Below are 26,079 nucleotides of genomic sequence, written 5' to 3'. Positions count from 1 at the left end.
TTGGGAGAGCAATTTCATGCGCGACGCAGTCACAAACCTGATTAAGAATTACGATGTTACGGGTCGTTACCTGGATCGCAATGCCGTAGATTCCCTGAAATCCTATTTTGAAACCGGCACAGCACGAGTCCAGGCGGCTGCTGTGATTAACTCCAATGCAGCTTCGATTGTGAAGCAGGCGGGGTCACGGCTGTTTGAAGAACTGCCGGAACTGATTCAACCAGGCGGGAATGCATATACGACTCGTCGCTATGCTGCTTGTCTGCGGGATATGGACTATTACCTGCGCTATGCCAGCTATGCGTTGGTTGCAGGTGATACGAATGTGCTGGATGAGCGGGTGCTGCAAGGTCTTCGGGAAACTTACAACTCGTTGGGAGTGCCGATTGGCCCCACCGTGATGGGCATCCAAATCATGAAGGACATTGTGAAAGAACAAGTGGCAGCGGCTGGGGTTACAAATACAGCATTTGTGGATCAGCCCTTTGACCACATGACCCGCGATTTAAGCGAACAGGATGTCTAAGCAGCTAATAGCAATGAATAATTAACGATTAGCTAAGAGCTGGTGAGCGATCGCACTTTTTACCTTGTACTGGGGTAGAGTGCGATCGCTTTTGTTTATGCTGTACTAACGCTAATTTGAAGACACCAAAAGCCTATCTCGATGACAAACTCTCAATACTTAAAGGAACCAGATCGCCATGATTGGTAAATCCTAACAGCATTGGCTCCTGCGGTCGGATAAACTTGCCCGTCAGTACACAGCGTTGTTCTTGCTGCGCTGTGGCGGGAACGCTAGAGAGGATATCAGACCTGGAGAATTGAGGTTTATAATCATCGGATTTCTGCTGCACGTAGTTCCAGAGGATATCTCGAATCAAAGCTTGATATCCCTGATGACCTGCGAGTTCCTTGAGTTCTTCCTTCAGTTCTCTCTCCAAGCGTATGCTGGTGACTTCCATTTCAGTAGTTGAGGTGCGAGGTAGGGTACGCATGATTTTTCTCCTAAAATTTGTGGACAGATTAGTAATACAAGTGTAGTATATTGAAAGCCACATTCAAGTTAAACCATTCAAGAAGCCTTCCTGTGAGACATACACCTGCTTTCTCCATCTCATCAGCCAGCGATTCCTACTCCTTAACGGGTTGGGAATCAGTCGGTGCGGGCGTGGAGTTTCTTTTTATGGGTGGATATGGTTGCCAGGGGCAAGGTAGGGAGATTGATAAAAATTTGGAGCGCCATAATAGTGGGAGTCTGCGGTTTGCAGAACCCGAACTAAACAAACCAAGCGGGAGGTACAGGCTAAAAGTAGCTGTACCAACATAGGACGAGAAGACTCAAAAAGTTTTTCCAGCCCCCGCTTCTAATTACCAGAGGCGGGGGTTAATTGTATGAGGAGCCAAGTCGTGACAAGCGCAACTGACGTGTTAGGTAGGTCGGTAGTTGTATTTTCCCAGAACTACTTGCCCATGAGCCGGGTCAATATTAAGCGAGCGATCGCTCTATTGATCGGTGGTAAAGCCGAACCTTTGCAGTTTAGCGATGCAGCTGGCTGGCAAGTGCGATCGCCCAGCGTGGTGATCGATGTGCCAGAACAAATTCGCCTCACCGTCACGAGTGCAGAGCGAGTTTGGAAGGTTCCCCCAGTGAACCGTCGGGAATTGCTGCGGAGAGACCATCACACCTGCCAATACTGCGGCAACACGAAACAGTTGACGATCGATCACGTCCTTCCCTTATCAAAGGGCGGAAAACACACCTGGGACAATGTAGTTATCGCCTGCGAAAGGTGCAATCAACGCAAGGGCGATCGCACTCCTACTCAAGCGGGAATGCCCCTCCGCACCCAGCCTAAAGCCCCCATGCACCCTGCTGTTGCCTTTGCCGAACAGTTCTGGCGCGAACAGCACGATCACCTGGATTTGTAAGGAGACACCAAGCAATGCTGAAATTAACTTACACCGAAAACGGCTTTTACTTGGAGTGTCTAGCTCAATCTCTAGAAGAGTGGGTGGCACGGCGGGTGATTTTGGCGCTGCGAGTGGGTACCCCCATCTCCGTCGAACCCAGCACCGCTTGCTTCTTGCTTCCGGCTTGTTTGCCAGAAATCGGACGGTTGGCAGATGAAGCGCAGCGGGAAGGTTCGGAAATTATTGGCTTGTGTGCTTGCGATGCCGAGTACGTTGAAGTCTGCCTGTATGGTAGTTGGGTGGATGGAGGCTCAAAAAATGGAGAGGGTGTTTTTGTGACTGCAATGAGCGATCGCGCTGAATTCTTCCTCTTCAAGCTTTGGCAAGATGCACAAGCTTGTACCTCCTCCTTGAGGTAACTGTAGGGGCGCACCGCAGTGCGCCCTTTTCATCTTGACTCATTTCCACAGTTAATCTAAAAATAGAATAGGGTTCAAAGGATTTTTTAATTTGAGGAATATTCCTGTGTTTTTAGAAAATAAAAGAATTGCGGGAATAGCAAAATATGCCTTTAGTAAACACGAAGCCTTAAACCAAGCAAATTTTACTGCTTTGAATGTAGAGAGCCTCAAAGGTACTTTGTCTTACTTCTCTCATTCGTACTCTAAGGGAGAAATTAGCGATAAGGCATTTGAGGCTTTAGTACGCTATGCCTGTGCAATCTTTATCGATAATGAAGTAGAAGAAAGGGTTCAAGAAGCTTTGGAGCATAAGCTTACGCAGTTCTGGAATTCAAAATTATCGCCAGCATTAGAAGAATACATTTCTGACAGAGAAGCAACTGTTTATAAAGCTAATCTATCTCGGCTTCTGAGGAGCAGATAATTATGTCTGAGCAAGAACCTCAATTTAATGAAAGCTACGATAATAAAAAAGAAACACAAAATGATAGAGGAGATTTAGATAATATTCCTGCTGAATTAGAAAATCTGCCTGCAGAAGTAAAAAGAGTGGTGCAAGCAACTCTCTCAATGCAACGAATTTCTACACCTTTTGGTTCCCCACTTCAAGGCAAGATTAACGAAGAGCATATCTCAAAAATACTTGAGATTGTAGAAAAGGATGATGAGAGAACGTTTGCTGATGCTCAGTCAGCTCGAATGTACACTCTTATTAATACGATTATTATTTTAGGATTTTTAACGGTTTTCTTAGTCAATAAAGATGTAGAAGTTTATAGAGAGCTACTGAAGTTGACTGTTGCTTTTGCCGGTGGCTTAGGAAGTGGCTTCGGTTTGAAAGGCTATTTAGACAGAAAAAGCAAGTAGTCTTTGCATCTGGGAAATGACACAGATGACTAACACACTGAATAAGGAAGAGTACACTAAGCTACTTGCTGAAACTTCGCCACGAGGCATTGACACAGAGACAGAGCATAAACGCCTAATAAATGAAGTTAAGGAAAATTGTAGGGAATGGTTGAGGAAACGTTACCCAACAAAATCCTAAAAGTGTTGGGTAACGTTTCCTCAACCATTCCCTACTGGGCTAAGAGGTTTTTGGCGCTAACTGAACTGTATTAACCCATAATTAACTCAGGCATTTTAAAAAATTGGTCAACACTTCTAAAACACCTGCCAAACGATGCAGTCAAACAGGAATCGTCAGCCTGCAATAAATTTAAGCGCAGCACCGTTCATGCAGTAGCGTTTGCCAGTCGGGCGTGGACCATCGTTAAACACATGACCTAAATGCCCACCGCAGCGATGGCAATGCACTTCAACTCTGGTCATAAAAAGTGACTTGTCTGTGGATGTGCCGATTCCACCTTCAATGGGAGCATAAAAACTGGGCCAACCAGTATGGCTGTCGAATTTAGTTTCAGAGGTAAAAAGCGGTAAGTCACACGCCGCACACTCATAAATCCCTTTAGCGTATTGCTTATCGAGAGGGCTAGCCCCAGCACGTTCGGTACCGTGTTGACGTAGGACGTTAAACTGTTCGGGCGTCAAAATTTTACGCCATTCTTCCTCAGTTTTGTTGATTTCAAAGTTATTGTTTGAAGCTGCCATAACTCCCGATCTCCCAGTTAGATAACGTGATAACCATGCCGCACCTACGATTGCTGCGCCAGCCTTTAAAAGATAACGTTTTTTCATGCTGCATTATTCAGTTGTCGGTGTGAACCAGCCAGTTCAACCTTGAGAGAGTTTATTTGGCTCTATCTCTAGGATGCGCGATCGCCCTGAATTAAGTCTGATAACCTGCTTAAAATTCGCTAAGAAGCCTGGATCAGATAAAGAGGCATCGGCTCAAATTTGCTTGAGATAAAATTCAAACCGTTCCCGGAGTTGTTCAACTGTCAGATTTTGAGTCCAATATTCCACTAAAGCGTGACCAAATGCCCAGGCATTGCGTTCTGGTGAAGCGGGGTTTTCCAACAGCAAAGACCAAAGGGATAGCAGGTCAAAGTTGATAGGGTTTTCGCCCGGATTCAAGAGCGAGAACAAATCATACGCCATCTGGAGTTTGCCAATGACAACCGGCAATTGTTCCACGGGAATTTGGTCTGCCAGCAGATATGCTAAGTTTGGTCGTCCGGTTGTCAGCGTGGCAATGAACTGGAGGACGGGACTTTTGAGCAGTGCAGCCAGTCCCTGTGTAGTTGTCATCTGGAAGGTGTAGCGGTCGATGATTTTGGCAGCAGCGACAGTGCGGGCATCCAAGTTACGCAAAAAACGGGCAAGGCGGAGTTGCTTAGTAGGCGCGATCGCATCCACCAGTGCCAATGATAGTGCGTCCACTCCCCATGCAGCTCGACCCGTTTTCGTGTCACCTGTGACGACGGGTAGAACCAGATTGCAGAAGTCGCCTAGAAGCGATTTGCGATACTCGGTAGCTTCCCGAATCGCCTTTTCCTTCGGGCGATCGCCTGCTTGCCAGTCGTAGGGAGGTTCCCACTCGCGGATGGGGCGCAGACGATCCACCTGAGTGACAATTGCGATAGCGCTCAAGTCTGCAACTTCTGCCTTCATATCTTTGAGAAAGTCCATATCCATTTGCAGTGCCGGATCGAGGGCAGGAGTGACTAATAGCAACAGATCCGCGTTGGTGGCATAATCCAGCACAAGCTCTCGTAAATCCGCCCGGTTCACTTGTTCGTAACCCGGAGTATCCCAAAGTGTCAGGGTTTCCCCCAATTGGCTCTGCCAGTGGTAATTCTGAATCTTATCAGTGCTGGGTAACACATCGACTGCGGCTCGATCTGCTTGAAATAGTGTATTAATCAAGCTACTTTTTCCAGATCCGGTTCGTCCCACCAGCAGAATATTGACGGGTTTTTGCTCAACCACTTCGACGGGTTCTACTTGAGACAAGATTTCTTTGAGAGTTTGTGTTTTTGCCTTGGGTAACGTCGGTGTGGAAACAGAGGATTCTAACGCTGGTAGTGTAGTAGTGCCTCCGTAAAGAGCGATCGCTTGCCGACATAAGTTTCGGAGGGCAGCTTCCCGGAGCATCTGGCTCAAATTCCCCAGCAATTCCTGATTTGCCTGGTTACTAGAACGCTGAGTGACTTGTTTTGCCACCGCCACCACCGGATTCAAGAGCCACTGCGCCCAGTTCCATACTTGCCAGAGTTTACGAGCCGATGGCTCCAGCTTGCGATAAACGCCGTATGCTTGGTATGCCTGCCCAATCGTGACCCGATCGAGGGCAGGGGATAACTTCTGTATCCACCCGTCCAGATCGTCCACCGTTCCCCGAATCAGCCCGTAAGCTTGAGTAACGTGAATGTTCAGCAGGGGATACTTTACTTCAGGATGGTAGACATGAGCGATCGCTACCACAAGATCCTGGCATCGCTGCCAAAAGGTTTGCCAGTCTTCCCAAATCGGGCGATCGCTCTGTGCGGCTTTCAGGATCTCTTGATAGGCGACTTCTGCTTGATTTACGGCATCATTTGCTGCTGGTAGCCCTACAGTGTCGCCTGCACCCGATTCTAGTTCAGCGCTGACCTCAGCCATAACAGATTCTATTTGCGCGATCGCTGGTCGAGTCCACTTAACCAGCAGCCAACGCCAACCCACGAATACAAGAGTAAATACAGCCCAGATCCAATTAATCCGCCACTCATGAATCTGCAACCCTGCCGATACTAGCAAGAAACCGACGATCGTTGCGATCGGCGTTGCCAACACCACCCACTGCCACACCTTTAATTGCACCATTGTTCCAAACCTGTCTCGATTCGACTGCTTATACCGTTATTGTCGATCTAACTTCCTCTGATGCTAGACCCCATAATGCGGGATAAGGTAATGTTCTAGACCTGTGTATTGGTTGTCATACAGCCCGCCCAAATTCATAGCGGTTGATGAACAGTCCAATCACCGTGTCATGCATCAAGACAGATTTAGAGAAGCAAATGGTTTTGCGCGCCAACCGTTTGATCCGAGTCCTTAGCGTTAAGTGTTTTCGTTCAATGCGCTGAGTGTTCGTTTTACCAACCGTATGCTGTTCGGGCTCGAGCAATCGCAAGTAAGCCCCCCACCTATCGGTGTAAAACTGCTGGATGCCAAAGGGGGTGAGCAAGGTCATGAGCGCTGAGAGGGCGGCATCTTCATGGGGCGCTAGAACATAGCCCAGCACGGCACCCGTTTGATGGTCGATGGCATGCCAGAGCCATCGTTGCTGCCGCTTTGATTGTACAAAGCTCCACATCTCGTCCATTTCCGCTTCGTCTACCCGCACTATCATGGCTGCGGTGGGAGGAGTTGGCTTCTGCTCTAACACGGCCCGGTTAACCGGCTCCAGATGCCGATGTTTTTTTTAACTCCTCAATCACTGTCGTCGGACTAACCTTCAGCACCCGAGCCGTATCCCGAATGCCGCTGCCATTCATCGCCATATCACTGATTTGCCGCTTGACCTCAGGCAAGTAGCCTCGGTAGGTGTAGTCACGGATGAAAGAGGCACGCGAACACTGGGTGTTGCGGCAGCGATAGCGCTGCTTACCTTCATCACTTTTGCCATTTTTGACGACATCAGGGGTGTGACAAGTGGGGCAGCAAACGGGTTCGAGAACCATGAGCAGAGAGTGGGTATCAGGACTCTTCTATTTTGCCGTGAAACACAGGTCTAGAACACTACCAGCAATATGAGGAAGAATAACTGATGGAAGCTGAGTATGATTTTAGCCAGGGGAAGCGGGGAGCAATCGAGCCAACGCCGCCAGGGAAAACACGTATCACCATCCGATTAGATGATGATGTCTTAGCATGGTTTCGCGAGCAAGTTCATCTAGCAGGTGGGGGAAATTATCAGACGTTAATCAACGATGTACTTCGCCAGCATATCCAACAGCATCGCGAACCATTAGAAGAAACGCTACGGAGAGTTTTACGAGAGGAACTTGAGCGGATGGGGAAATGAAGTGCGATCGGCATTGCCGATACTACCCACTGCCACACCTTTAATTGCACCATTACCCCACCCCTACCTAAATTAGACTTCTTATACCGCTATTGTCGATCTAACGTGAGCTTTGCCGTTAGACCACAGTTAAGCAGTGATTTTTGGTAGAGTGTAGCGGATATTTGAGTCAAGCAAGCTTGCACTTGTGGAGAGAATTCCAGACGAAGCTTTACTGGTTCGAGGAGGTCGCAATCTCCCAGAAGATATCCAACGTGGAACGGGAACCCACCCTAGCGGCGTGACGGGAATTTCCGTGGAATGTGCAGTAGGATTGTCTGTAGTGGAGTTGGCACCAGTAATCCCTCATAGACAGGTTGGTGTAACTACAGTGGGCGAAGTTCGGTCTTTAGGTGGGGATGTAATCCGAACATCCGGCAGAAGTCCAAATCATGCCACCTTGACTGGCTTAACTCCGGAGCAAATCAGCAGTCTTCTGACACCTGCCATTCCCAATCCAGCTCGGCAGTAGTAAGCAGCAAAGGAAGCACATGAGTCAACTAAGAGTCTTTGCAGATTTTCATAATGCCGATGTCCAGGGTCGCTTACGTTTGAACTGTATTGGCACAATTGAAGACTTGGCTCTTCAAAACATCAAGTTGCACGATGGTCAGTTGCTGACGCTGTACAGTGAAGATTTGGAAGTGGATGGAGTAGTGCAATATTCTGAAGAAGAACATTTGTGGGTTGCCGTCATTGATTGGAATGGAATCAAGCAACTGGAAGACCTTGCACTTCAAGTACAATAGCAACATAATTTACTGCTAACACGACAATCCAAATTTAATCTTGCTATCCACACCCTAATCCCTTGAATAAGCACCATCTGGCACTAGCCAGTCAAAGCTGAAATGCTCTGGTGGCATCATTTCCCGCTGCCTGAAAGCTTATATTGTCGGGATTCCTCCACAGCGCCGAGCGTTACGTTAGCCATTGCCAAATTAGGTGCAAAGATGTGTGCTAAACGGAGTATCAGTTGTAAGAAGAACGACGACACGCCGTTAGATTATTCACTAAATCGGGAATATTAGATGTAGAGACTGCACGTAGCAACTACAGAACACAAACATGAACGCAGAAGAACATATCCGCCGACTATCCCATATAGCTATAAAAAGCAGGGATCTACTTCCCGAACAGTCGGGAATCTATTACGTAATAGACGAAAAATCTATAATCTGGTATATAGGACAGGCAAAGAACTTGCGTAGCCGCTGGGCGGGCGATAGTCACCACAGATTCTATCAGCTACAAAAGCAACGTAAGAAGCAATTTACAATCTACTACGAGCTAGTAGCTGAATTGCAGCTTGATGCTATAGAACGGCAGCGAATTGAACAATACAGCCCACAGTTGAACGGGACTAAAGTTAAGATTAAGAAGCTACATCCCACAGAGACACTCTTACGGGAAACGCTAGTTATCCTTGCACCGTATAGCTTTGTACTAGGTATAGAATCGCCCCGAAAAGAAGACCTTAAGCTCATTGAGGATTCTGTCTTTTGGCAAGATGAGTGGAGAGTTCAGAAAGCAGTGTTACCTCTTAAGGTGATACACGTTTGTATTAATTTAAATGAATTAGGAGAAGCTATCAAAGATCAAGACTGGCTGTCAATGTGCCGTTTCCTTAAAAAGGTTTTTAGGAAGCGAAGTAACTATTCAGACAATTGGGCTTGTAAAGGTAAAATAAGTTATGAATATTCAGGTATGTTTTTCCTGAGAAGACTGTTAGTTAATGGTGTTGCTATAGAAGTCTATGTAACTAACCAAGAAGCAGTGGCACTCATTGAACACTACGAATTAATTCAACTTTCTGGAGTAAAAATTCGATCTGTTAATGACCTATCTTTGGCTGTGATAAAAAATAAGTGCCAGCTAAGAGTTGTAGGAATGTATGCATATTCTGAACCCCAAAATCAGCTATACGACCAATATCGCCGCTCAGCTATAGCACGACTATCTCCATACAAGGAAGATTTGGTTAAACTGTTGTTTAACGAAGACTTAGACACAAGCAAACTGCAAATCTTCTCAATAGAGCGCAAGACTAAAGAGGAAAACAATGCTGTCTTTCTGCAAGGTTAGCTAACCTTGCACTCAAGAAAGAGTATCTCAAGACACTGTTAACAGAACGTAGACTTGACTTAAACCGTTATCAGGTCAACAAGTACCTAGAAAGGATACCCACAGATGACAGTTATATTGAAAATAATCATGCTAAGAGAATGATTGTCTACGTAAAATCTTTTATTTACGGCGACCTTCGTAAACCTATTTACTACGGTAGAATGATACATGGTCAAAAAGGTAACACATACCAATCGCCAAATTTGCTTGACTGTCCCTATAAAGAAGTCTACTTAGCATCCACAGTAGACCGAGCATTTTGGTTACTATTAGAAACCTACTTGTCGGATTTTGTCAAAGTAGAGCTTAACGAATCAGAAGGGTATATAAACAAAGCGTATGTGTCCGCTAGAAAATTTCTAGTGCCTGTTATGCTGACTGTAACCTTAAATGGGAAGTGGAAAGCAGACATTCCATTGGGTTCTAAAGATGATATGTCATACAGCGAAGTTGCAAATATTATCAAAAGCCGTTTACAGGCAAGTGGAATACCTAAGCTAACTTTCTCATTGAAATCTGAGTCTACACGTACCTAGCTACTACCATCTTGCTCCTCAAAAATATGGCTCTCAAAAAAGAGCGCCAACTACTGAAGAAAGCTACAGAGCGATCGCCTGTGCCACAAAGCCAGCAGCGATCGCGTCTTTAACACCACGCTGCACCGGACAAGCGGGCGATAGCGAAGCGCTGACTTGTCAGTTCGCTTACCGTGCCGTAAGCATTCGCCATCTCATCGTCAGTCTTCATTGAGATAAAAATAGTGTTGCTCAACTTGCAACATTAACTCAAAGTTTTTTTAAGATTTGAGGTAGCGATCGCTATTTCGCATCTATCGCGAGGAATAATAGTATTTAGTATCTGAGGCTACGTTTTTCTCTCTAGCAATGAGGAATCAGTTTTAGCAGCAGCGATGTAACTTCGAGAAGCTAGGTCACTAAGGCTTGTGGATATGGAAATGACGATTGGACGATAGTCGTTAATAATTCAACCGTTGCAGGATGAGTGAAGGTTGCACAGCTTCATTCTTTGCCCGCTGATTAAGCAATTCGGTCACAATTTCATCTAAAAGTTCAGGAGATTCCATAAGCGCGAAACGTGGAAATTACTGAACGATTGAACACCTGGTTAAGCAGTAATTACACGGAAGGTTTTGGGAGCAGCAAACTCGCTTCCTGAAACACTTTGCTCTTGTAAAGATAGATTTTACTTCAACTCTAACGCCCTGAATTGGAGCAGGAACAGCAACATGATTCAAACTACAGATACAGCTAAGTTTACGACGACTGACCTGAATCGCTTTGCTGAAGAACTTAATCGAGATGGAATTTGTGTAATTCGGGGTTTGTTGGACAGAAGATTGATCGAAGAGTGGGGAGAGGCTTTTAATGAATTATTCCGAAAGCGCCAAAACCAACCGGGAGGTTTGGCACCCCGCGAACAATCCCGCTACTATCTAACTTTCCCCTGGGTTGCTCCCTTTGCCAATGTAGATGTGTTTGCGAATCCAGTAATTTTGGGAATTCTCGATCGCGTATTTTACCAAGAATATAAGATGGTGCAGTTGGGGGCTGATATTCCAGTACAGGGTTCGGATTACCAAGAAACTCACCGGGACTTTCGCCCACTTTTCTCAGATCAGATAGTAACGCCACTCTACGCGCTGGCGGTTAACTTTCCGCTGGTAGAAGTAACGGCAGACAATGGGCCGTTTCAAATGGCGCGGGGGACTCATGTCTTGCCTCGTGAGGAAGGGTTAGTGAAGGTCGCTGCTGGCGAAATTCCGATGGAGTCCTTTTATATGCAGCCGGGTGATGTGATGATTCGCTCGCCGTTGGCGCTACATCGAGGCTCGCCGAACCGGACAAACACTCCCAGACCGATGGTTGTGATGGGCTATGTGATGCATTGGCTGCATACCGCGAAAGTGGACTTGACTGTGCAACGGGACTATTATGAAAGTCTGCCAGAGCCAGTAAGGGAATTACTGCGGTGCCAAGTGGTGGAGCAGTTGCCGGAGAACAAAGTTGAAACCTACGTGAATTTTAAGTATTAGGATGTCTCAATTTGAGCCGACACCTGAAGAATTCCCAAGCATTCGCACCTACACTAATCCGGTGTACAACGGCTATTTTGCCGATCCGTTTGTTTGGGAACACCAGGGGGTATATTACGCAATCGGCACGGGTGCAGCAGAAGCAGAGGGAGAGGTGGACGAAATCGGCGAACGGCGCGTTTTTCCCCTCCTGCGCTCTGAGGACTTTGTAAACTGGGAGTTCGCGGGTAATGCACTGTTGCGCCCAGACCCTACTCTCGGCGATAACTTTTGGGCACCGGAAGTTGCGTACTGCGAACCGACAAGGTCGGCGCAACGCGATCGCAAGTTCTATCTTTATTACTCAGTAGGGCATGAAGACAAGAACCATCAGTTGCGGGTTGCAACTAGCGATCGCCCCTTAGGACCTTATCAAGACATCGGTGAACCCCTCGTAGACCCCAAATCGTGCCCTTTCGCCATCGATCCGCATCCCTTTCGAGATGACGACGGGCAATGGTATCTGTTCTACGCCCGCGATTTCCTGGACACAGAAGGAGGCGTAAGGGCTGGAACTGCGCTGATGGTAGACCGATTGGTAGGGATGACAAAACTAGCTGGAGAGGGGAAAGTTGTTTTACGCGCCCGCTGTGACTGGCAACGGTTTCTAGCAAACCGTCTGATGTACGGCGCGAGCTATGATTGGCATACCTTAGAAGGCCCTAGTGTCCGCAAATATGCAGGTCGCTACTACTGCTTTTACAGTGGTGGGCGCTGGGAAACGGAAAACTACGGTGTCGATTATGGCGTTGCAGATAGCGTCATGGGTCCTTACTCCGATGCAGGGAATGAAGCCGGACCCCGCGTATTGAAAACTGTTCTCGATCGGGTTCTCGGTCCTGGTCATAACTCGATCGTTGTCGGTCCCGATGGTCAAACTGATTATATCGCTTACCATGCTTGGGATACGGGCAGATCGGCGCGGCGAATGTGCTTGGATAAATTGATTTGGACGGCGGATGGCCCGCGCGGCGATGGTCCCACCTGGACATTGCAGACTATATAACAGTGCATAATAACAGTGCATAGCGATCGCGCTCTTCGTAACCGAAGCAATTCGATCCGCTCACGTCCGACTGCTTGCGGTAAGAAATACTTACGTAAGTATGAGCATATCGAGAAATGCCAGTGCCTCCTCCATCTTGTGGGGAAGCACTGGCATCTTCACTAGAATTCGCCTGTAGCCCGTGCTGTTGTTGCGGTCGCGAACCCTTCAGCGATTGTCAAACCCAGCGCCCGACTGATTCCGGTGTTTAGAAAGGTTTTATTTATACTTCGTATAAAAATTTCCTATATCTTTTTAGCGGCTCAATTGCCATACAGTGGTTCTACGCAACCTCTGATGCCTAGAACTACTGTGTTACTTCAGTCATGATTAAAACCTTTTTCAAATTCTTGGTTATCCAGGATGGGGAGTGGATATGGATACAAGCCTGATCGTTTCTAATATCTTGAATCCACCAATCCTATTCTTCTTTCTAGGTATGGTGGCAGTTTTTGTTAAATCGGATCTGGAAATTCCGGCTCCTTTCCCAAAGTTACTGTCACTTTATCTACTATTTTCCATTGGCTTTAAGGGAGGAGTGGAACTGATCAAAAGCGGCTTAACCCAGGAAGTGATATTCACCATGCTGGCAGCCATATTGATGGCGTGTGCTGTCCCGATCTATACCTTTTTTATCCTGAAGCTGAGGCTAGATACCTATGATGCAGCTGCGATCGCTGCGACTTATGGCTCCATCAGTGCCGTAACTTTCATCACGGCAGGAGCTTTTTTGACCGAGTTGGGGATTGATTATGATGGTTATATGGTTGCAGCCCTAGCGCTTATGGAATCTCCGGCTATCATCGTCGGGCTGATTCTGGTCAATCTGTTCACACCCAGCCAGGGAGATCGGGACTTTTCCTGGCCCGAAGTGTTGCAAGAAGCCTTCCTGAATAGCTCCGTATTTCTGCTGGTTGGTAGCCTGATCATCGGAGTCCTAACTGGAGAACGCGGTTGGCACACTTTGGAACCCTTTACTCAGGGATTGTTCTACGGTATCCTGACCTTCTTTTTGCTCGACATGGGATTGGTTGCGGCTAGAAGGATTAAGGACTTGCAAAAAACGGGCGGTTTTCTCATTTCTTTTGCAATACTAATCCCAATCGTCAATGCAGCCATTGGGATTGGTATTGCAAAATTTATCGGAATGCCCAAGGGAGACGCACTCTTATTTGCGGTGCTTTGTGCGAGTGCTTCTTATATTGCTGTTCCCGCCGCTATGCGCTTAACGGTTCCGGAAGCAAACCCTAGCTTGTACGTTTCTACCGCCCTAGCTGTAACGTTTCCTTTCAACATCATTGTCGGAATTCCTGTATATCTGTACGGAATTGAGATGCTTTGGAGATAACATCATGCATTCAGTTAAACGAATAGAAATCATCGCAAATTCAGTTGAACTTGGCAAAATTTTAGACAGCTTAAAAAAATCAGGTGTAACGGGGCACCTAGTCATCCGAAATGTTGCCGGACAAGGGCTTAGAGGCGGTTCTGAAGATTTAGACATGACGATGCTGGATAATGTCTATGTCATCGCGTTTTGTGCGCCAGAAAAACTTAAAGGTGCGGTGGAAATTATTCGACCAATCCTCAACAAGTTTGGAGGCAGCTGTTACATTTCTGATGCGATGGAAATTCGCTCGACAAGATGCGTTGCGTCGCTGTAAGGTGGCTGCTTCTGTCTTCTGTGAAATCTGAAGAAACTAAAAAACAAAAACAAAGTCTAGCTTCGGCTTTGAACTTTGAATCGTTTATTCTGCAACTTTTACTTCTTTAATAGCGATGAATCAAAACAATGGGTTGATGGGGCGGCGCAATTTCTTGAACTTAACGGGAACTGGCGGAATAGCACTGATGGCTGCTGTGACGGGAAGTGCATTCTGGGGCGTGCAAGCAAACCGAGCGATCGCTGCGACTCTTGAGCCTTCCAACCCCGATGCCGCCCTAAAACGGTTGATGGAGGGCAATCAACGGTTTGTGCAACATAAGGGCAAGCATCCCGATCAATCAGAGGAACGCATTAAAGAAGTTGCCCAGGCACAACACCCTTTTGCAACTCTGCTAACCTGCGCGGATTCGCGGGTGCCTCCGGAAATTTTGTTTGACGAAGGACTCGGTGATTTATTTGATATCCGTGTTGCCGGAAATATCGTGACGCCGGAGGTGCTTGGCAGTCTGGAATATGCTGTAGCTGTCCTCGGCACTCCTGTGATTATGGTTTTAGGTCACGAACGCTGTGGTGCTGTCACCGCCGCAGTCCAAGGGGAACGTCTCCCTGGAAACATGAATTCTTTTGTTAAAGCCATCAAACCCGCGATCGCTAAGGCAAAAGATGAACCGGGCGATCCGGTTGATAATGCTGTAATTGCAAATGTTCGGTATCAAATTGAGAAATTAAAACAAAATTCAACGATCGTTTCTGAACGATTGCTGGATGAAAAGCTCAAAATTGTCGGAGGTCGTTACGATCTTGATACCGGAGAAGTCACGTTGATTTAGGATCTTGCGATCGCTTCTGTTGCAATCATTGGCACTTCCCCACTCTAGGAGTTGTTAGCAGTGGAGCGATCGCGCTTGATTCAACAGAACAATGTCAATACCGAAAAAAGGGACAAGAAGGATTATTGTTGACCGAGAGATGCTTCTTTGGTTGATCCGAAGAAAAGCTACTAATACTCAGTCAGACTACGGGTGCGGGTATCTTCATGTTGCCGTAGAACACGCTCAAGAACCTGGCTCGGTGTTAGTGATACTCACAGATAAGCCTCACCCACAGGATTGGAGAACAACTGAAGTAAGACCAGTAAAGCCTTCAGATATAACAGGATGGATACTGCAAGCAAAGCAAATTGGATGGCAACCTAAAAAATCAGGAGTTCCATTTGTTGTTAAAGTTGCAGGTGAATGCCTTAAAAAGTATAAATTTTTATAGAGCATATTCAAAGGAACTGAAACGATCGCACGGTCTATAATCCCAACCCATTGACTGTAGCATTTCGGCAGAATAACCTATTATTCCATCACTTCATCCGCCGCAGGTTCACCCGGATAAAAGCCATTCCTAAAAATTTCTTCCAATGTATATGAGCCATTCTCCGGGAAGGTTTTTAGCGGCAGGTTTGTTTCTCCTGTTGCCAAATCTCTACCACTCTCATATATCTTTTGCAATGCTTCCTCAAGATAGGGCTTAAGGCTGGGATTTTCTTCCAATAATTCTTGAGTATCCCGACGCTGTACGCGAATCGTCATCAACCAGGTACGGCTTCGTTGTTTTGGTTGATATTCCCATTTTAAAAGATGTCCAATTAATACCTTTAAACGATTTCTCAATTCTGCACGTTGTTGTTTCCCCAACGATTCAATCTCCTCAATTAAATTAGGCAGATCGAGATGACTCCACTGCTGATGATGCAGGAGTTTAGCCTGTTCCTGAGTCCAAGCATAGAAGTCAGTTTCATAAAGACTTTGCATTAAGGTTCCCGGTGTCTGTTCAGTTTGTGGTGTTTGCATAAGAAAGTAAAAACCTGGCGATCTTTTTCCAATTCTATTAGGAGTCTAACAACGCTAAGCTAAGCGATCGCTTAGCGTGCGTGTAGCGCGATCGCACTATCCCGAAAATAGCTTGTTCGCTCGTGCATCGAATTTTCTACAGCAGCCTCACCCCTCCAAGTCCTCCTGCTTAACCATCTCCAAGGGTAGCTCTAGCGCCTCTGCAATTTGCTCGTCGCTTAAGCCAAACTGCCGTAATTTATCAATTTTAATCTTACTTTGATTCTTGCTGCGCTGCTGGAAGTTAGGAATATCTGGCTGATTTTTATCTGAGGTGGCATTGGGGATATCTGAGCAAACATTGATATAGCCAATTATGTTGCTATTACTTGCAGAAGCGGCTAATGAAATTCAACAACTCCTCAAACAGTTAGAGAAAACCAATCTTACTGAGGCTGAAAAGATTGCCTACGTTAATGATGAAACTACTCGTAGCTTCAAGCGTCGTGTAGTTGGTGCATTGCAGGCTGGTAGTGAAGCTGCTATTGAAGAGTTCTTAGACAATCCCTATGTCAACATTGGGAAGGCTATTATTAAAGGTTGGATGAAGAAACTAGAATAGGTTGTGGTGCGATACTGCATAACATCTCTGTCTTGAAGCTGTCTCACAATAGTTCAATGAATTCGTCTACACTCAAGTCCACTTGTCGGATGATCGCACGTAGAGTCCCTCGATCTAGCTCATCGTGATTTGGTATGCTGACTGTCGTTTTAGGTTCTTCACGAATTAGAATGATGTAACTGCCACGTTGCCAAGCTACAACCAAGCCAATCTGCTCAAGTGCCTTGACACATTTTGCACCAGAGATGACAGGCAACTTACTCATACAAGCACAACTTCAACTCTATCGTCTGGAACAGGTTCGCCACGAGTTTGCAGAACCTCGACGTAGAGAGCGATCGCCTCTTCGATATTGGCTAAAGCTTCTTCACGGGTTTTTCCCTGACTGATACAGCCCGGTAAACTTGGTACCTCGACAACAAAATAACCATCCTCACCAGGATACAGCAGCACTTTTCGCCTAGATTCAACTTGAGGTTTTGCCACAGTCATTGTTCAACACCTGCTCGGTTCCTGCTTTCAAATGCTAACACTCAGTAGAGACAGAGACTGGAGCGATGCAAACAGGAATCAACACAGCGATCGTGTCGCTCTTATTCCATTACATCATCTGTTGCAGCTTCACCTGGATAAAAGCCATCCCTAAAAATTTCATCTAACGTATAGGGGCAACTCTCCGGGAATGTTTTTAGCGGCAGGTTTGTTTCTCCTACAGCCAAATCTCTACCACTCTCATATATCTTTTGCAATGCTTCCTCAAGATAGGGCTTAAGGCTGGGATTTTCTTCCAATAATTCTTGAGTATCCCGACGCTGAACGCGAATCGTCATCAACCAGCTACGGCATCGTTGTTCTGGTTGATATTCCCATTTTAAAAGATGTCCAATTAACACCTTTAAACGATTTCTTAATTCTGCACGTTGTTGTTTTCCCAACGACTCAATCTCCTCAATTAAATTAGGCAGATCAAGTTTGCTCCATTGCTGATGTCTGAGGATTTCCGCTTGTTCCTGCGTCCAGCTATAGAAGTCAGTTTCATAAAGACTTTGTATTAAGGTTTCCGGTGTCTGTCCGGTTTGTGGCGTTTGCATAAAAAGTCAAAATCTGGCGTTCTTTGCTTTATTCTAAAAAATTAGAGCCGCCTGTGATGAAATCACCCCATCCCAAAAACAGCTTATACGCCGGATTCTTGTTTTCATCCCCATAGCGATCGCCCAGTGTATCGAGAAATGCCTTGGGGGAAAATCATATACTAATAACCTTCATCTTCTTCCGGCTCGATCGCGATTTCCACAACTTCCCGCCACAGTTCCAGAATGTTCTCACTTGTTCCTAGTGCTGTGAGACAATTTAACACTTCGCCCGACTCCTGCTTCAGTTCGGGAAACGCCAATAACAGCATTGCCAAGTCGCGCCAGTCGGTACCCGATTTTGGCTTTCCCCGCCGCTGATAGTACGATATCACCTTACTAGCAATTAGCTCTGCTGGAGCCATTACTAACACTTGTTCGATGCGTTGTGCCTCTGGTAAATCGCTAACTTTCCTCATATCTACTAGGTGACGGTTGCCTGATTTATGCACCTGATAGAGTCGGTATCCTTGTCCTTCTTTAACTTCTCGAACACGCACGGCGATATGAAATTGCTGGCTCAAGTATTCGCGTAACTCTTGGACTAATTCTTCTGCTCGTACCGACATTAAGTCAATATCCTGTGTCATGCGCGGTTCGCCGACATAGGCATTGACTGCCTGTGCGCCAAACACCACTACGTCGTCGCGGTTCCGCAAAAATTCAAATACCGCAGCTTGGATAGTAGCCAACGGCAAGGGTTCGTTTGTCATAAACTCCCGGAAGCTCAGGATGTCAGCGCCAAGCATAATAGTTACTATCGAAGAAATTTAGCAAGTCCAGCAATTTGTTTTTGCGTTCCATACGCCTGAATCTTAGGCGACTTTCAATCTGAGAGCAACTACCAACCTACTAAGAAAGCTTTATTTGCAGGACTTACGCAAAGCTTATACATATAGCGTTTTTTCGGGTTCAATCCCCCTGTGGTTGCCCACACTATGTGGTGATGTGCGGTGAGTCCTGATTTGATTTCTTACCCCAAAAACAGCTTATACGCAGGATTCTGGCTTTCATCCCAATAGCGATAACCCAGTGTATCGAGAAATGCCTGCCACTGTTCCATCTCATGCGGCGGAACCTGCATCCCTACCACGATTCGCCCGTAGTCTGCGCCGTTGTTACGGTAGTGGAACATACTGATATTCCAATCCGGACTCATAGAACTGACAAACTTCATCAATGCGCCGGGACGTTCGGGAAACTCGAAACGATAGAGTAATTCATGGTGCGCCAGGGGAGAACGTCCGCCAACCATGTGACGTAAGTGCAATTTGGTCAGTTCGTCATCAGTTAAGTCAAGAGTTTTAAATCCGCAAGCTTCAAAACTTTCTGCCATCTTTGCAGCATCGGCACGGTTTTGAATTTGCACGCCGACAAAAATATGGGCTGATTTTTCATCGGCAATGCGATAGCTAAACTCAGTAAGATTGCGCCTGCCAAGACATTCACAAAACTTGCGGAGACTGCCTGGTTCTTCAGGAATCGTAACGGCATAAATAGCTTCGCGGCGTTCGCCAAACTCTGCTCGTTCTGCCACAAAGCGGAGGCGGTCGAAGTTCATGTTAGCACCGCAAGCAACGGCAATCAGCGTTTGTGCTTCGATTTGCTCCCGTTCGACATAGGCTTTGGCACCTGCGATCGCTAATGCCCCCGCTGGTTCTAAAATCGATCGCGTATCCTCAAATACGTCTTTAATTGCGGCACAAGTGTCATCTGTACCCACCAGAATAATCTCATCCACATATTGCTGACACAGCCGGAAGGTTTCTTCCCCCACTTCCCGCACTGCAACCCCATCAGCAAATAAACCCACCTGCGATAAGCGCACTCGTTTCCCTGCTTTCAGCGATTGATGCATAGCATCGGCATCCACTGGTTCAACGCCAATAATCTTAATATCGGGACGCAACCGTTTCACATACGCTGCAATCCCAGAAATCAATCCGCCACCCCCAATCGCTACAAAAATGGCATGGATGGGTTGCTGACATTGTCGCAGAATTTCCATCCCAATCGTACCCTGTCCAGCAATGACGTGCGGATCGTCAAAGGGGTGAATAAAGGTTAAGCCTTTTTCTGCCTCTAGCTGACGGGCAAATGTATATGCATCGTCGTAAGTATCCCCATGCAACACCACCTCTCCCCCTCGCGCTTTGACGGCATCTACCTTAACCTGAGGCGTGGTGACTGGCATAACGATAATCGCTTGGGTTCCTAGCTGACGTGCAGCAAGGGCGACTCCTTGGGCATGGTTCCCAGCAGATGCGGCAATTACACCCTGCGCTAGCATATCCGGCGACAGGTTCACCATCTTGTTGTAAGCACCCCGCAGCTTGAAGGAAAACACGGACTGCATATCCTCCCGCTTGAGCAGTAGTTTATTATTCAGCCGTGCAGATAGGTTAGGAGCGTATTCTAGAGGGGTTTCTTGGGCGACATCGTAGACACGAGCCGTCAGGATTTGTACCAGGTAGTCGCAGAGCATGGGCACAAGGGGTTAGCAGATGGCGGATGGAAGACAATTTTACTTCACTGGTGGGTTGAGATCCCCGACTTCTTTAAGAAGTCGGGGATCTGAAACAAGTCGGGGATCTGGGGGAATACTACTAAAGACAGATTCTGTGACTTGTACCCATGCCGCAAAGACGGATTCGACTACAAATCGGGAACTTTTACCATATTTACAATCGGGGAAACAATCACCAAGCGATTTTTTTCGAGCGTGAGAACTATCTTTATTTTCTGCGATTAGTGAGGCAGCATCTCACAAGCAACGGAGTAGATGTTGTTACTTACTGTCTCATGCCCAATCATTACCATTTCTTGGTTTACCTGAGAGATGAGAACTTGTCTAATGCAATGAAATCGCTCTCACTCTCCTACACAAAAGCGATTAATCAGCGGTTCAATCGGGTTGGGGTATTATTTCAGGGGCGGTTTCAAAGTATCCACGTTGACCGAAGCGATTATCTGGTCAATCTTTCACGCTATATTCATCTCAATCCGGTGAAAGCAAGACTAGTGCAGCAGGCTGGAGAATGGGAGTTTTCCAGTTATTTGGAATATGCAGGCTTACGGAAAGGAACGTTACCCAAAATAGAGTTTATCGGAGCGCAGATTGAGGGAGATTTGGCTTATCAGCAGTTTTTAGCGGATTGTCAATTGCCCGATAGCATTGGTTTCAAACGACTGCTGCTAGACGAGTAGCCTGAGAGATTAGATGCCCGACTTCTCTAAGAAGTCGGGCATCTTCGGTCATGTCGAAGAGTATGACCGTCTGAACGTTGAATATAGGGCGAAGCTGTAGTAAGACAGATTCGTTTTTATGAGCAGATAATTAATCAAATTGTGTTTCTCATTGCCTACATCGAAAGAGTTTGAATTAGAGGAAAAGAGAAATCAGGCATCTTTAGAGTGGGGATGTTGCGTTTCCTCATGTCAACCCAACCTACTGCGACGAGAGATCGCACGGGGAAAAGGTTTCCGAAGATGTGGTACTTAATTCTTATGAACGGTATCATACCCCTACCCGACTCGTGCAGAAAATCAAAAAGGATGTCTAACTACGCTTCTGACCGTCTTAAGCAAAATGCTGAAAGAATTATGCAACTGTGGGAGGTTCGAGCGCGTGATGAAGTCAGTGCGTCAATGCATCAGGATTCTCTTGTCTTGCAAAATTCACTACCTCAGTACTTAAACCAACTGGTAGATGAACTCTCAACCAGGATTGACAGGACGCCTACCCGAATCGCGACCGACAAGGTAGAGAGCAAGCGGATTGGCAAACAGCATGGACATGAGCGGGCGGGCTATGCCGACTACTCGATGAGTCAACTCATCTTTGAGTACCACATCCTCCGTCAAGTAATCTTTCAAGTTTTAGAGGAAGAAGCACCTTTAGAAGTGCAGGAACGAGATATTATTATCGGCTCTATTGAGCAAGCCGTTAATGACGCGGCTACTCAGTTCTCAAAGACGCTGCGAGATATTCAAGAGCTATTTATGGTGACGCTGACTCACGATCTTAGAAATCCCATTAATGTTGTGAAAATGGGAACTCAACTGATTCTGCGTCGGCTTGAACGAGGAGACACCCACTTTGATGTGGCGGCGAGAATGATCGGCGCGATCAATCGCCTGGATTCGATGATTCAAAATCTGCTGGATGCAAGTCGGCTGCGGGCAGGACAGAGCTTGAAGTTTGAAGTTGAAGAATGCGATTTAAATCTGCTAGTCCAGAACATAGTGGAAGATTTGAACTTCGCTTATGGAAAGCGGTTTGTTGTCGTCTCTGATTCTGAGGTCAGGAGCTATTGTAGCCCTAAAGAAATTCGGCGGGTAATTGAAAACTTAGCCATTAACGCCGTGAAATATGGCGATCCTACCGCGCTGATCACCCTCAGGCTTCAACAAACTGAAACGCAGATCAGCCTTACCATCCATAATGAAGGCGATCCGATTGCCCTAGACGCTCAATCAATCCTATTTCAACAATTTCGGCGAACCACCTCTGCTGAGGAGCAAACGGGATGGGGATTAGGATTATTTCTAGCAAAGAGTATAACTGAAGCGCATCAAGGTACGATTGAGGTTGAAAGTTTGGAGGGCAAGGGAACAAACTTTATCATTCAGTTACCAAAAGTTCCTCTTTAGGTAGCAAAGCCTTTAGCGATCGCATCGATTAAATCGTCTGGGCTTGAGTGTTTTCCCGATATGTCAACTACTCAACAGAAGAATCAGGGTTACAGTAATCTACGTGAGTGAAGGAATCTGACTGGTAGTGAGATCGCGCATATTGCCGTAGGTTGCGAAAACGCAAGGAAACCCAACATCTCTTTATTTACTACCAACACGACAATTCCATTCAATCGGACTATCCACACCCCAATCTCTTGTAGAAGCGCCGTTCCGCATATAGCGATGAAAACTGGAAGCAAAGTTGAGGCGTGACCGGCACAATGCTCATCTTGAAGCTATAGCAATCCTATTTGAGTTGTGAGATACCAGCGGTTCAGATCCCCGACTTCTTAGAGAAGTCGGGGATCTCGCCTTCACGAATCATTTAGGATTGCTATATAAAAGCGTAATCGCTTTTCATGAGTCAAAAGAGCGATCGCTGGGGGCTTAAGCAGTGTGAAGCCGTTTTCGAGCGCGACCTGGTGAGGGGGACTTTTTGCTGCGGGTGGGTGTGGATGGCGTCTGCGGCTTTGTGCGGTTACTGCGACCTTGATTTGTGCGCTGACGCTTCGGTTGGTCTACCCCGCTCTTAGCTGGGGAGGTTGGCTCGTAGCCTGGAATCACGTCTTTGACAAGGGTTTGATTGAGCAATCGTTCAATGTCTTTGAGGAATTGATATTCATCTTCGCTGACGAGGGAAACGGCTCGTCCAACGTTTCCAGCGCGACCTGTGCGACCAATGCGATGCACATAGTCTTCTGGTACATTGGGGAGTTCAAAGTTGACTACGTGGGGGAGCTGATCGATATCTAGACCCCGTGATGCTAGGTCGGTGGCGACTAATACTCGCACTTTCCCTTGCTTAAAGTCTTGCAGGGCACGGGTGCGGGCTGCCTGACTTTTGTTACCATGAATTGCAGTGCTTTTTAGCCCATCTTGAGCAAGTTGCTCGGCTAGACGGTTGGCTCCGTGTTTCGTGCGGGTGAAGACTAGTACCTGTTGCCAATTGTGGAACCCGATCATATGAGAAAGCAGCTCTCGCTTGCGATCGCGATCGACCGGATGCACCACCTGCTCTACCTGAGAAGCGGCGGTATTACGGGGAGCCACTTCGATCTGGGTCGGAGACTTTAGCAGGGTGCTGGCAAGCTGCTGAATCGGTTTAGAGAAGGTGGCAGAAAACATCAGCGTTTGCCGAGATGCAGGTAGCGTTGCCAAAATTCTGCGGATGTCGCGGATGAAGCCCATGTCTAACATGCGATCGCATTCATCCAGCACCAATATCTCTATCTGCGAGAGATTGACAGTCTTTTGCCCAACGTGGTCTAGCAACCGACCGGGCGTAGCGACTATAATATCAACTCCCCGACGCAGTGTTTGAACTTGCGGTACAATTCCCACACCGCCATAGACTACTGCCGATCTCAGCGACAGGTATTTACCATAAGTTTTGACGCTATCGTTGACCTGGGCTGCCAGTTCGCGAGTAGGGGTGAGAATGAGGGCGCGAGGCGTGCGATGCACCTGGTTGGCGTTGGTGGTACCCAGGAGTTGCAGTAAAGGCAGGGTAAAGCCAGCCGTCTTGCCCGTTCCAGTTTGAGCGCTGGCGAAAATGTCTTCGCCTTTCAATATGGCGGGAATTGCCTGCTGCTGAATGGGAGTTGGCTCAGTGTAGCCAGAGTCAGCAACAGCACGAAGCAGGTCTGTCGAAAGACCGAGATTATGAAATGTCATGGATGCGATCGCTCCTAGTGGTGCCCCTATCCCAAATCAAATGCCTGGGGCCAGTCTAAGAGCAGGAAATTTGTGGTTCAGTTGGATGGCTTGAATGAGCTTTTTCCAATGCGCCAGTAACAGACCGGAATGTACTGGCAAGAAACTCATTCTAACAGCAATTATGACAAAATATCTTAAAGAAGCTTGGGCTGAGCCACGCTCATCACAATGCTCTCCCGATCTTAGGGGTTTGTTTAATTTTGACACTTTTACTCAAGTCGCTCTTCTACCGCCGTCAACGGGACTAAGGCAGAAACTCTTATTCATCCGTAGCTTTCCCTCGCATTGTCTTAATATGCGATCGCTTACTTTTGCTATCAAGGCGCTTTCTTTGAGAGCTGCGAGTGGGTTTGCTGGGTTTGCGTCGTTTGGGTACCACGACTGCACTTCTAATCAGGGTTTGCAGTCGGCTCAACGCTTCCTCCCGATTCTGCTCTTGGCGGCGGTGTACAGTCGCCTTAATCACAACGACCCCATCCTTGGTAATACGCTGGTCGCTTAGCAATAAAAGCCGCTCTTTATAGCGATTGGGTAGCGAGGAAGCTCCAATGTCGAAGCGCAGGTGAATCGCGGTCGCCACCTTATTCACGTTTTGTCCCCCCGCCCCTGGAGAGCGAATCGCACTAATCTCGATCTCCTGTGCTGGGATGACTACTGTGTTGGAAATTTGTAGATAATTCATAAGTAAGATGAGGACAATACGCCGTTCTCCTAGGCAAGCGGTAGGCAGGTTCGGGAAGTCGGTGACGATTCCAGCATAGAATAGCAGACTCTTCGTTTGCGACTATCCCTGTCCGTTTCTAGAAATGTGTTTATTGACCATTCCAGTTATCAAAGAGTTGGCGGTTCGACTGAAATCTGGCTGGTGAGACTCATGGAGCAGCCCTCAGCAGAACAGTCAGTTCCAGAGAAAGGGGGAAGTAGTAGCCCAAAGTGCAGTGTTTTGAAATCAATTAAGATGCTCAGATCAACGGTTATTACAAATTTCTTGTTTGGTGTTTTGGTGTTGTTAATCGGAGCCATGCCTGTTGCAGCAAGTTCTTCTTCTGATGCGACGAATGCAGCGCTCATCCGCGCCCAAACCTTAAATAGCCAGGGTACACGTCAACTGGAAATTGGACAGGCTGAAACTGCTCTAGAAACCTGGAAACAGGCAGAAGCTGCCTATACAGCAGCAGGGGATGAAACGGGCATACTGGGTAGTCAGCTCAATCAGGTGCAAGCCCTGCAAACTCTTGGACAATATCGCCGTGCAAAAAGCTTGTTGGAACAAATCAGCGATCAATTGCACCTCCTACCAGATTCTCTACTGAAAGCCAGTAGCTTGCGAAGTTTGGGAATCACCCTATTTCATGTGGGTGATGTGCAAGAGAGCCACAGGATTTTACAGTCAAGTTTGCAGATTTCCCAACGCTTGAAGGGAGATACAAGCAGTACGCTACTGGCTTTGGGCAATGTGGTAAGAGTGCGACAGGATGATCCAAATGCGATCGCGTTCTACCAACAAGCTGCCGCAGTTGCACCAGATAATTTGATTCGGCTTCAGGCACAGTTGAATCTATTCAGCCTCTTAGTCGAAAACAATCAAACTCCACAGGCATTACCCTTATTCAGGGCTATTTCATTCTAAAGATTGACTTCAAGTGGTTCAAGCTGAACCCACAACGACGCTGAGCTTGAGCCATGTTGTCAAAGCCTAAATCACGATACAGGTTGAGAGCTAGATTGCGGGCGACTG

General features: G+C 46.9%; 32 protein-coding genes. 20 read left to right on the top strand and 12 right to left on the bottom strand.

Features of this window, described 5'->3' with window-relative positions; translation table 11 throughout:
* Positions 1 to 16 precede the first annotated feature (16 nt).
* Complete coding sequence (gene apcB / locus AC2VDX_RS20265) at positions 17 to 526, top strand: allophycocyanin subunit beta (RefSeq protein ID WP_378184404.1); 510 nt, start codon at positions 17 to 19, stop codon at positions 524 to 526.
* Positions 527 to 659: 133 nt separating this feature from the next.
* Here apcB and AC2VDX_RS20260 read toward each other — a convergent pair whose 3' ends face one another.
* Entirely contained in the window at positions 660 to 998 is a 339-nt protein-coding gene (locus tag AC2VDX_RS20260; RefSeq protein ID WP_378184403.1) for a hypothetical protein, read from the bottom strand.
* Positions 999 to 1,410: 412 nt separating this feature from the next.
* Here AC2VDX_RS20260 and AC2VDX_RS20255 point away from each other — a divergent pair, with 412 nt between their 5' ends.
* From AC2VDX_RS20255 to AC2VDX_RS20240, 4 genes are all read left to right on the top strand, one after another.
* Positions 1,411 to 1,932 (top strand): HNH endonuclease, encoded by a 522-nt coding sequence (locus AC2VDX_RS20255; protein WP_378184402.1) that lies wholly within the window; start codon positions 1,411 to 1,413, stop codon positions 1,930 to 1,932.
* Between the two features lie 14 nt (positions 1,933 to 1,946).
* Entirely contained in the window at positions 1,947 to 2,333 is a 387-nt protein-coding gene (locus AC2VDX_RS20250; protein WP_378184401.1) for an alr0857 family protein, read from the top strand.
* Between the two features lie 106 nt (positions 2,334 to 2,439).
* Positions 2,440 to 2,799 carry a hypothetical protein gene (locus tag AC2VDX_RS20245; RefSeq protein ID WP_378184400.1) on the top strand — a complete coding sequence of 120 codons (360 nt, stop codon included), beginning with the start codon at positions 2,440 to 2,442 and terminating at the stop codon, positions 2,797 to 2,799.
* A 2-nt stretch (positions 2,800 to 2,801) separates the two neighbouring features.
* Positions 2,802 to 3,242 carry a hypothetical protein gene (locus AC2VDX_RS20240; protein WP_378184399.1) on the top strand — a complete coding sequence of 147 codons (441 nt, stop codon included), beginning with the start codon at positions 2,802 to 2,804 and terminating at the stop codon, positions 3,240 to 3,242.
* 336 nt (positions 3,243 to 3,578) lie between these two features.
* On the opposite strand, the gene msrB is transcribed toward AC2VDX_RS20240, so the two are convergent.
* The 3 genes from msrB to AC2VDX_RS20225 all read right to left on the bottom strand — a co-directional run bounded on the left by msrB (position 3,579) and on the right by AC2VDX_RS20225 (position 7,003).
* Positions 3,579 to 4,073 carry a peptide-methionine (R)-S-oxide reductase MsrB gene (gene msrB / locus AC2VDX_RS20235; protein ID WP_378184398.1) on the bottom strand — a complete coding sequence of 165 codons (495 nt, stop codon included), beginning with the start codon at positions 4,071 to 4,073 and terminating at the stop codon, positions 3,579 to 3,581.
* Between the two features lie 153 nt (positions 4,074 to 4,226).
* Positions 4,227 to 6,143, bottom strand: coding sequence for a GTPase family protein (locus tag AC2VDX_RS20230; protein WP_378184397.1), 1,917 nt, complete (start codon positions 6,141 to 6,143; stop codon positions 4,227 to 4,229).
* A gap of 115 nt (positions 6,144 to 6,258) precedes the next feature.
* Positions 6,259 to 7,003 (bottom strand): IS1 family transposase gene (locus AC2VDX_RS20225; protein WP_486928234.1). Its coding sequence is split into 2 segments (ribosomal slippage): positions 6,259 to 6,744 and positions 6,746 to 7,003, totalling 744 coding nucleotides; the frame shifts between segments, so codons are not numbered across the junction.
* A gap of 86 nt (positions 7,004 to 7,089) precedes the next feature.
* Here AC2VDX_RS20225 and AC2VDX_RS20220 point away from each other — a divergent pair.
* From AC2VDX_RS20220 to AC2VDX_RS20170, 11 genes are all read left to right on the top strand, one after another.
* The gene (locus AC2VDX_RS20220; RefSeq protein WP_378184394.1) at positions 7,090 to 7,347 is read left to right on the top strand and encodes a BrnA antitoxin family protein; all 258 of its coding nucleotides are present in this window, start codon (positions 7,090 to 7,092) and stop codon (positions 7,345 to 7,347) included.
* Positions 7,348 to 7,534: 187 nt separating this feature from the next.
* Positions 7,535 to 7,858, top strand: a complete 324-nt coding sequence (locus AC2VDX_RS20215) for a flavoredoxin (RefSeq protein WP_378184393.1) — start codon at positions 7,535 to 7,537, stop codon at positions 7,856 to 7,858.
* Positions 7,859 to 7,877: 19 nt separating this feature from the next.
* The gene (locus AC2VDX_RS20210) at positions 7,878 to 8,135 is read left to right on the top strand and encodes a hypothetical protein (protein ID WP_378184392.1); all 258 of its coding nucleotides are present in this window, start codon (positions 7,878 to 7,880) and stop codon (positions 8,133 to 8,135) included.
* A gap of 319 nt (positions 8,136 to 8,454) precedes the next feature.
* Complete coding sequence (locus AC2VDX_RS20205) at positions 8,455 to 9,471, top strand: GIY-YIG nuclease family protein (RefSeq protein WP_378184391.1); 1,017 nt, start codon at positions 8,455 to 8,457, stop codon at positions 9,469 to 9,471.
* 140 nt (positions 9,472 to 9,611) lie between these two features.
* Positions 9,612 to 10,049 carry a hypothetical protein gene (locus tag AC2VDX_RS20200; protein WP_378184390.1) on the top strand — a complete coding sequence of 146 codons (438 nt, stop codon included), beginning with the start codon at positions 9,612 to 9,614 and terminating at the stop codon, positions 10,047 to 10,049.
* A gap of 710 nt (positions 10,050 to 10,759) precedes the next feature.
* Positions 10,760 to 11,566 carry a phytanoyl-CoA dioxygenase family protein gene (locus AC2VDX_RS20195; RefSeq protein WP_378184389.1) on the top strand — a complete coding sequence of 269 codons (807 nt, stop codon included), beginning with the start codon at positions 10,760 to 10,762 and terminating at the stop codon, positions 11,564 to 11,566.
* Position 11,567: 1 nt separating this feature from the next.
* Entirely contained in the window at positions 11,568 to 12,611 is a 1,044-nt protein-coding gene (locus AC2VDX_RS20190; protein WP_378184388.1) for a glycoside hydrolase family 43 protein, read from the top strand.
* Positions 12,612 to 13,026: 415 nt separating this feature from the next.
* Complete coding sequence (locus AC2VDX_RS20185) at positions 13,027 to 13,998, top strand: sodium-dependent bicarbonate transport family permease (RefSeq protein WP_378184387.1); 972 nt, start codon at positions 13,027 to 13,029, stop codon at positions 13,996 to 13,998.
* A 4-nt stretch (positions 13,999 to 14,002) separates the two neighbouring features.
* A complete protein-coding gene (locus tag AC2VDX_RS20180; RefSeq protein WP_190456342.1) occupies positions 14,003 to 14,314 on the top strand; it encodes a P-II family nitrogen regulator in 312 nt (103 codons plus the stop codon).
* Positions 14,315 to 14,429: 115 nt separating this feature from the next.
* On the top strand, positions 14,430 to 15,146 hold the full coding sequence (locus AC2VDX_RS20175) for a carbonic anhydrase (RefSeq protein WP_378184386.1): 717 nt from the start codon (positions 14,430 to 14,432) through the stop codon (positions 15,144 to 15,146).
* 91 nt (positions 15,147 to 15,237) lie between these two features.
* Positions 15,238 to 15,579: a hypothetical protein gene (locus AC2VDX_RS20170; RefSeq protein ID WP_378184385.1), complete on the top strand. Its 342-nt coding sequence runs from the start codon at positions 15,238 to 15,240 to the stop codon at positions 15,577 to 15,579.
* 80 nt (positions 15,580 to 15,659) lie between these two features.
* Here the strand turns inward: AC2VDX_RS20170 and AC2VDX_RS20165 are convergent, their stop codons facing one another.
* Complete coding sequence (locus tag AC2VDX_RS20165; RefSeq protein WP_378184384.1) at positions 15,660 to 16,157, bottom strand: DUF29 domain-containing protein; 498 nt, start codon at positions 16,155 to 16,157, stop codon at positions 15,660 to 15,662.
* A gap of 355 nt (positions 16,158 to 16,512) precedes the next feature.
* On the opposite strand from AC2VDX_RS20165, the gene AC2VDX_RS20160 reads away from it, so the two are divergent.
* Complete coding sequence (locus AC2VDX_RS20160; protein ID WP_378184383.1) at positions 16,513 to 16,758, top strand: hypothetical protein; 246 nt, start codon at positions 16,513 to 16,515, stop codon at positions 16,756 to 16,758.
* A gap of 43 nt (positions 16,759 to 16,801) precedes the next feature.
* On the opposite strand, the gene AC2VDX_RS20155 is transcribed toward AC2VDX_RS20160, so the two are convergent.
* The 5 genes from AC2VDX_RS20155 to ilvA all read right to left on the bottom strand — a co-directional run bounded on the left by AC2VDX_RS20155 (position 16,802) and on the right by ilvA (position 20,373).
* Positions 16,802 to 17,023 (bottom strand): type II toxin-antitoxin system HicA family toxin, encoded by a 222-nt coding sequence (locus tag AC2VDX_RS20155; protein ID WP_378184382.1) that lies wholly within the window; start codon positions 17,021 to 17,023, stop codon positions 16,802 to 16,804.
* The gene (locus AC2VDX_RS20150) at positions 17,020 to 17,250 is read right to left on the bottom strand and encodes a type II toxin-antitoxin system HicB family antitoxin (protein WP_378184381.1); all 231 of its coding nucleotides are present in this window, start codon (positions 17,248 to 17,250) and stop codon (positions 17,020 to 17,022) included. Before AC2VDX_RS20150 ends, AC2VDX_RS20155 begins: the two co-directional genes overlap by 4 nt.
* Positions 17,251 to 17,351: 101 nt before the next feature.
* On the bottom strand, positions 17,352 to 17,849 hold the full coding sequence (locus AC2VDX_RS20145; RefSeq protein WP_378184380.1) for a DUF29 domain-containing protein: 498 nt from the start codon (positions 17,847 to 17,849) through the stop codon (positions 17,352 to 17,354).
* Between the two features lie 161 nt (positions 17,850 to 18,010).
* A complete protein-coding gene (locus AC2VDX_RS20140; RefSeq protein WP_378184379.1) occupies positions 18,011 to 18,601 on the bottom strand; it encodes a nucleotidyl transferase AbiEii/AbiGii toxin family protein in 591 nt (196 codons plus the stop codon).
* A gap of 260 nt (positions 18,602 to 18,861) precedes the next feature.
* Positions 18,862 to 20,373: a threonine ammonia-lyase, biosynthetic gene (ilvA, locus tag AC2VDX_RS20135; protein ID WP_378184655.1), complete on the bottom strand. Its 1,512-nt coding sequence runs from the start codon at positions 20,371 to 20,373 to the stop codon at positions 18,862 to 18,864.
* A gap of 149 nt (positions 20,374 to 20,522) precedes the next feature.
* Between ilvA and AC2VDX_RS20130 the strand changes: the two genes are divergently transcribed.
* Positions 20,523 to 21,095, top strand: a complete 573-nt coding sequence (locus AC2VDX_RS20130; protein ID WP_378184378.1) for a transposase — start codon at positions 20,523 to 20,525, stop codon at positions 21,093 to 21,095.
* A 348-nt stretch (positions 21,096 to 21,443) separates the two neighbouring features.
* Positions 21,444 to 22,541: a sensor histidine kinase gene (locus AC2VDX_RS20125; RefSeq protein WP_378184377.1), complete on the top strand. Its 1,098-nt coding sequence runs from the start codon at positions 21,444 to 21,446 to the stop codon at positions 22,539 to 22,541.
* 471 nt (positions 22,542 to 23,012) lie between these two features.
* Here the strand turns inward: AC2VDX_RS20125 and AC2VDX_RS20120 are convergent, their stop codons facing one another.
* A complete protein-coding gene (locus AC2VDX_RS20120) occupies positions 23,013 to 24,299 on the bottom strand; it encodes a DEAD/DEAH box helicase (RefSeq protein WP_378184376.1) in 1,287 nt (428 codons plus the stop codon).
* A gap of 301 nt (positions 24,300 to 24,600) precedes the next feature.
* On the bottom strand, positions 24,601 to 25,023 hold the full coding sequence (arfB, locus tag AC2VDX_RS20115; RefSeq protein ID WP_378184375.1) for an alternative ribosome rescue aminoacyl-tRNA hydrolase ArfB: 423 nt from the start codon (positions 25,021 to 25,023) through the stop codon (positions 24,601 to 24,603).
* Positions 25,024 to 25,119: 96 nt separating this feature from the next.
* On the opposite strand from arfB, the gene AC2VDX_RS20110 reads away from it, so the two are divergent.
* Entirely contained in the window at positions 25,120 to 25,971 is an 852-nt protein-coding gene (locus tag AC2VDX_RS20110) for a tetratricopeptide repeat protein (protein ID WP_378184374.1), read from the top strand.
* Positions 25,972 to 26,079: the final 108 nt, after the last annotated feature.

Source organism: Coleofasciculus sp. H7-1 (genome assembly GCF_057473865.1).
The sequence above is the reverse complement of the archived record's forward strand: the minus strand, read 5'-3'. Positions and strand labels throughout refer to the sequence as shown.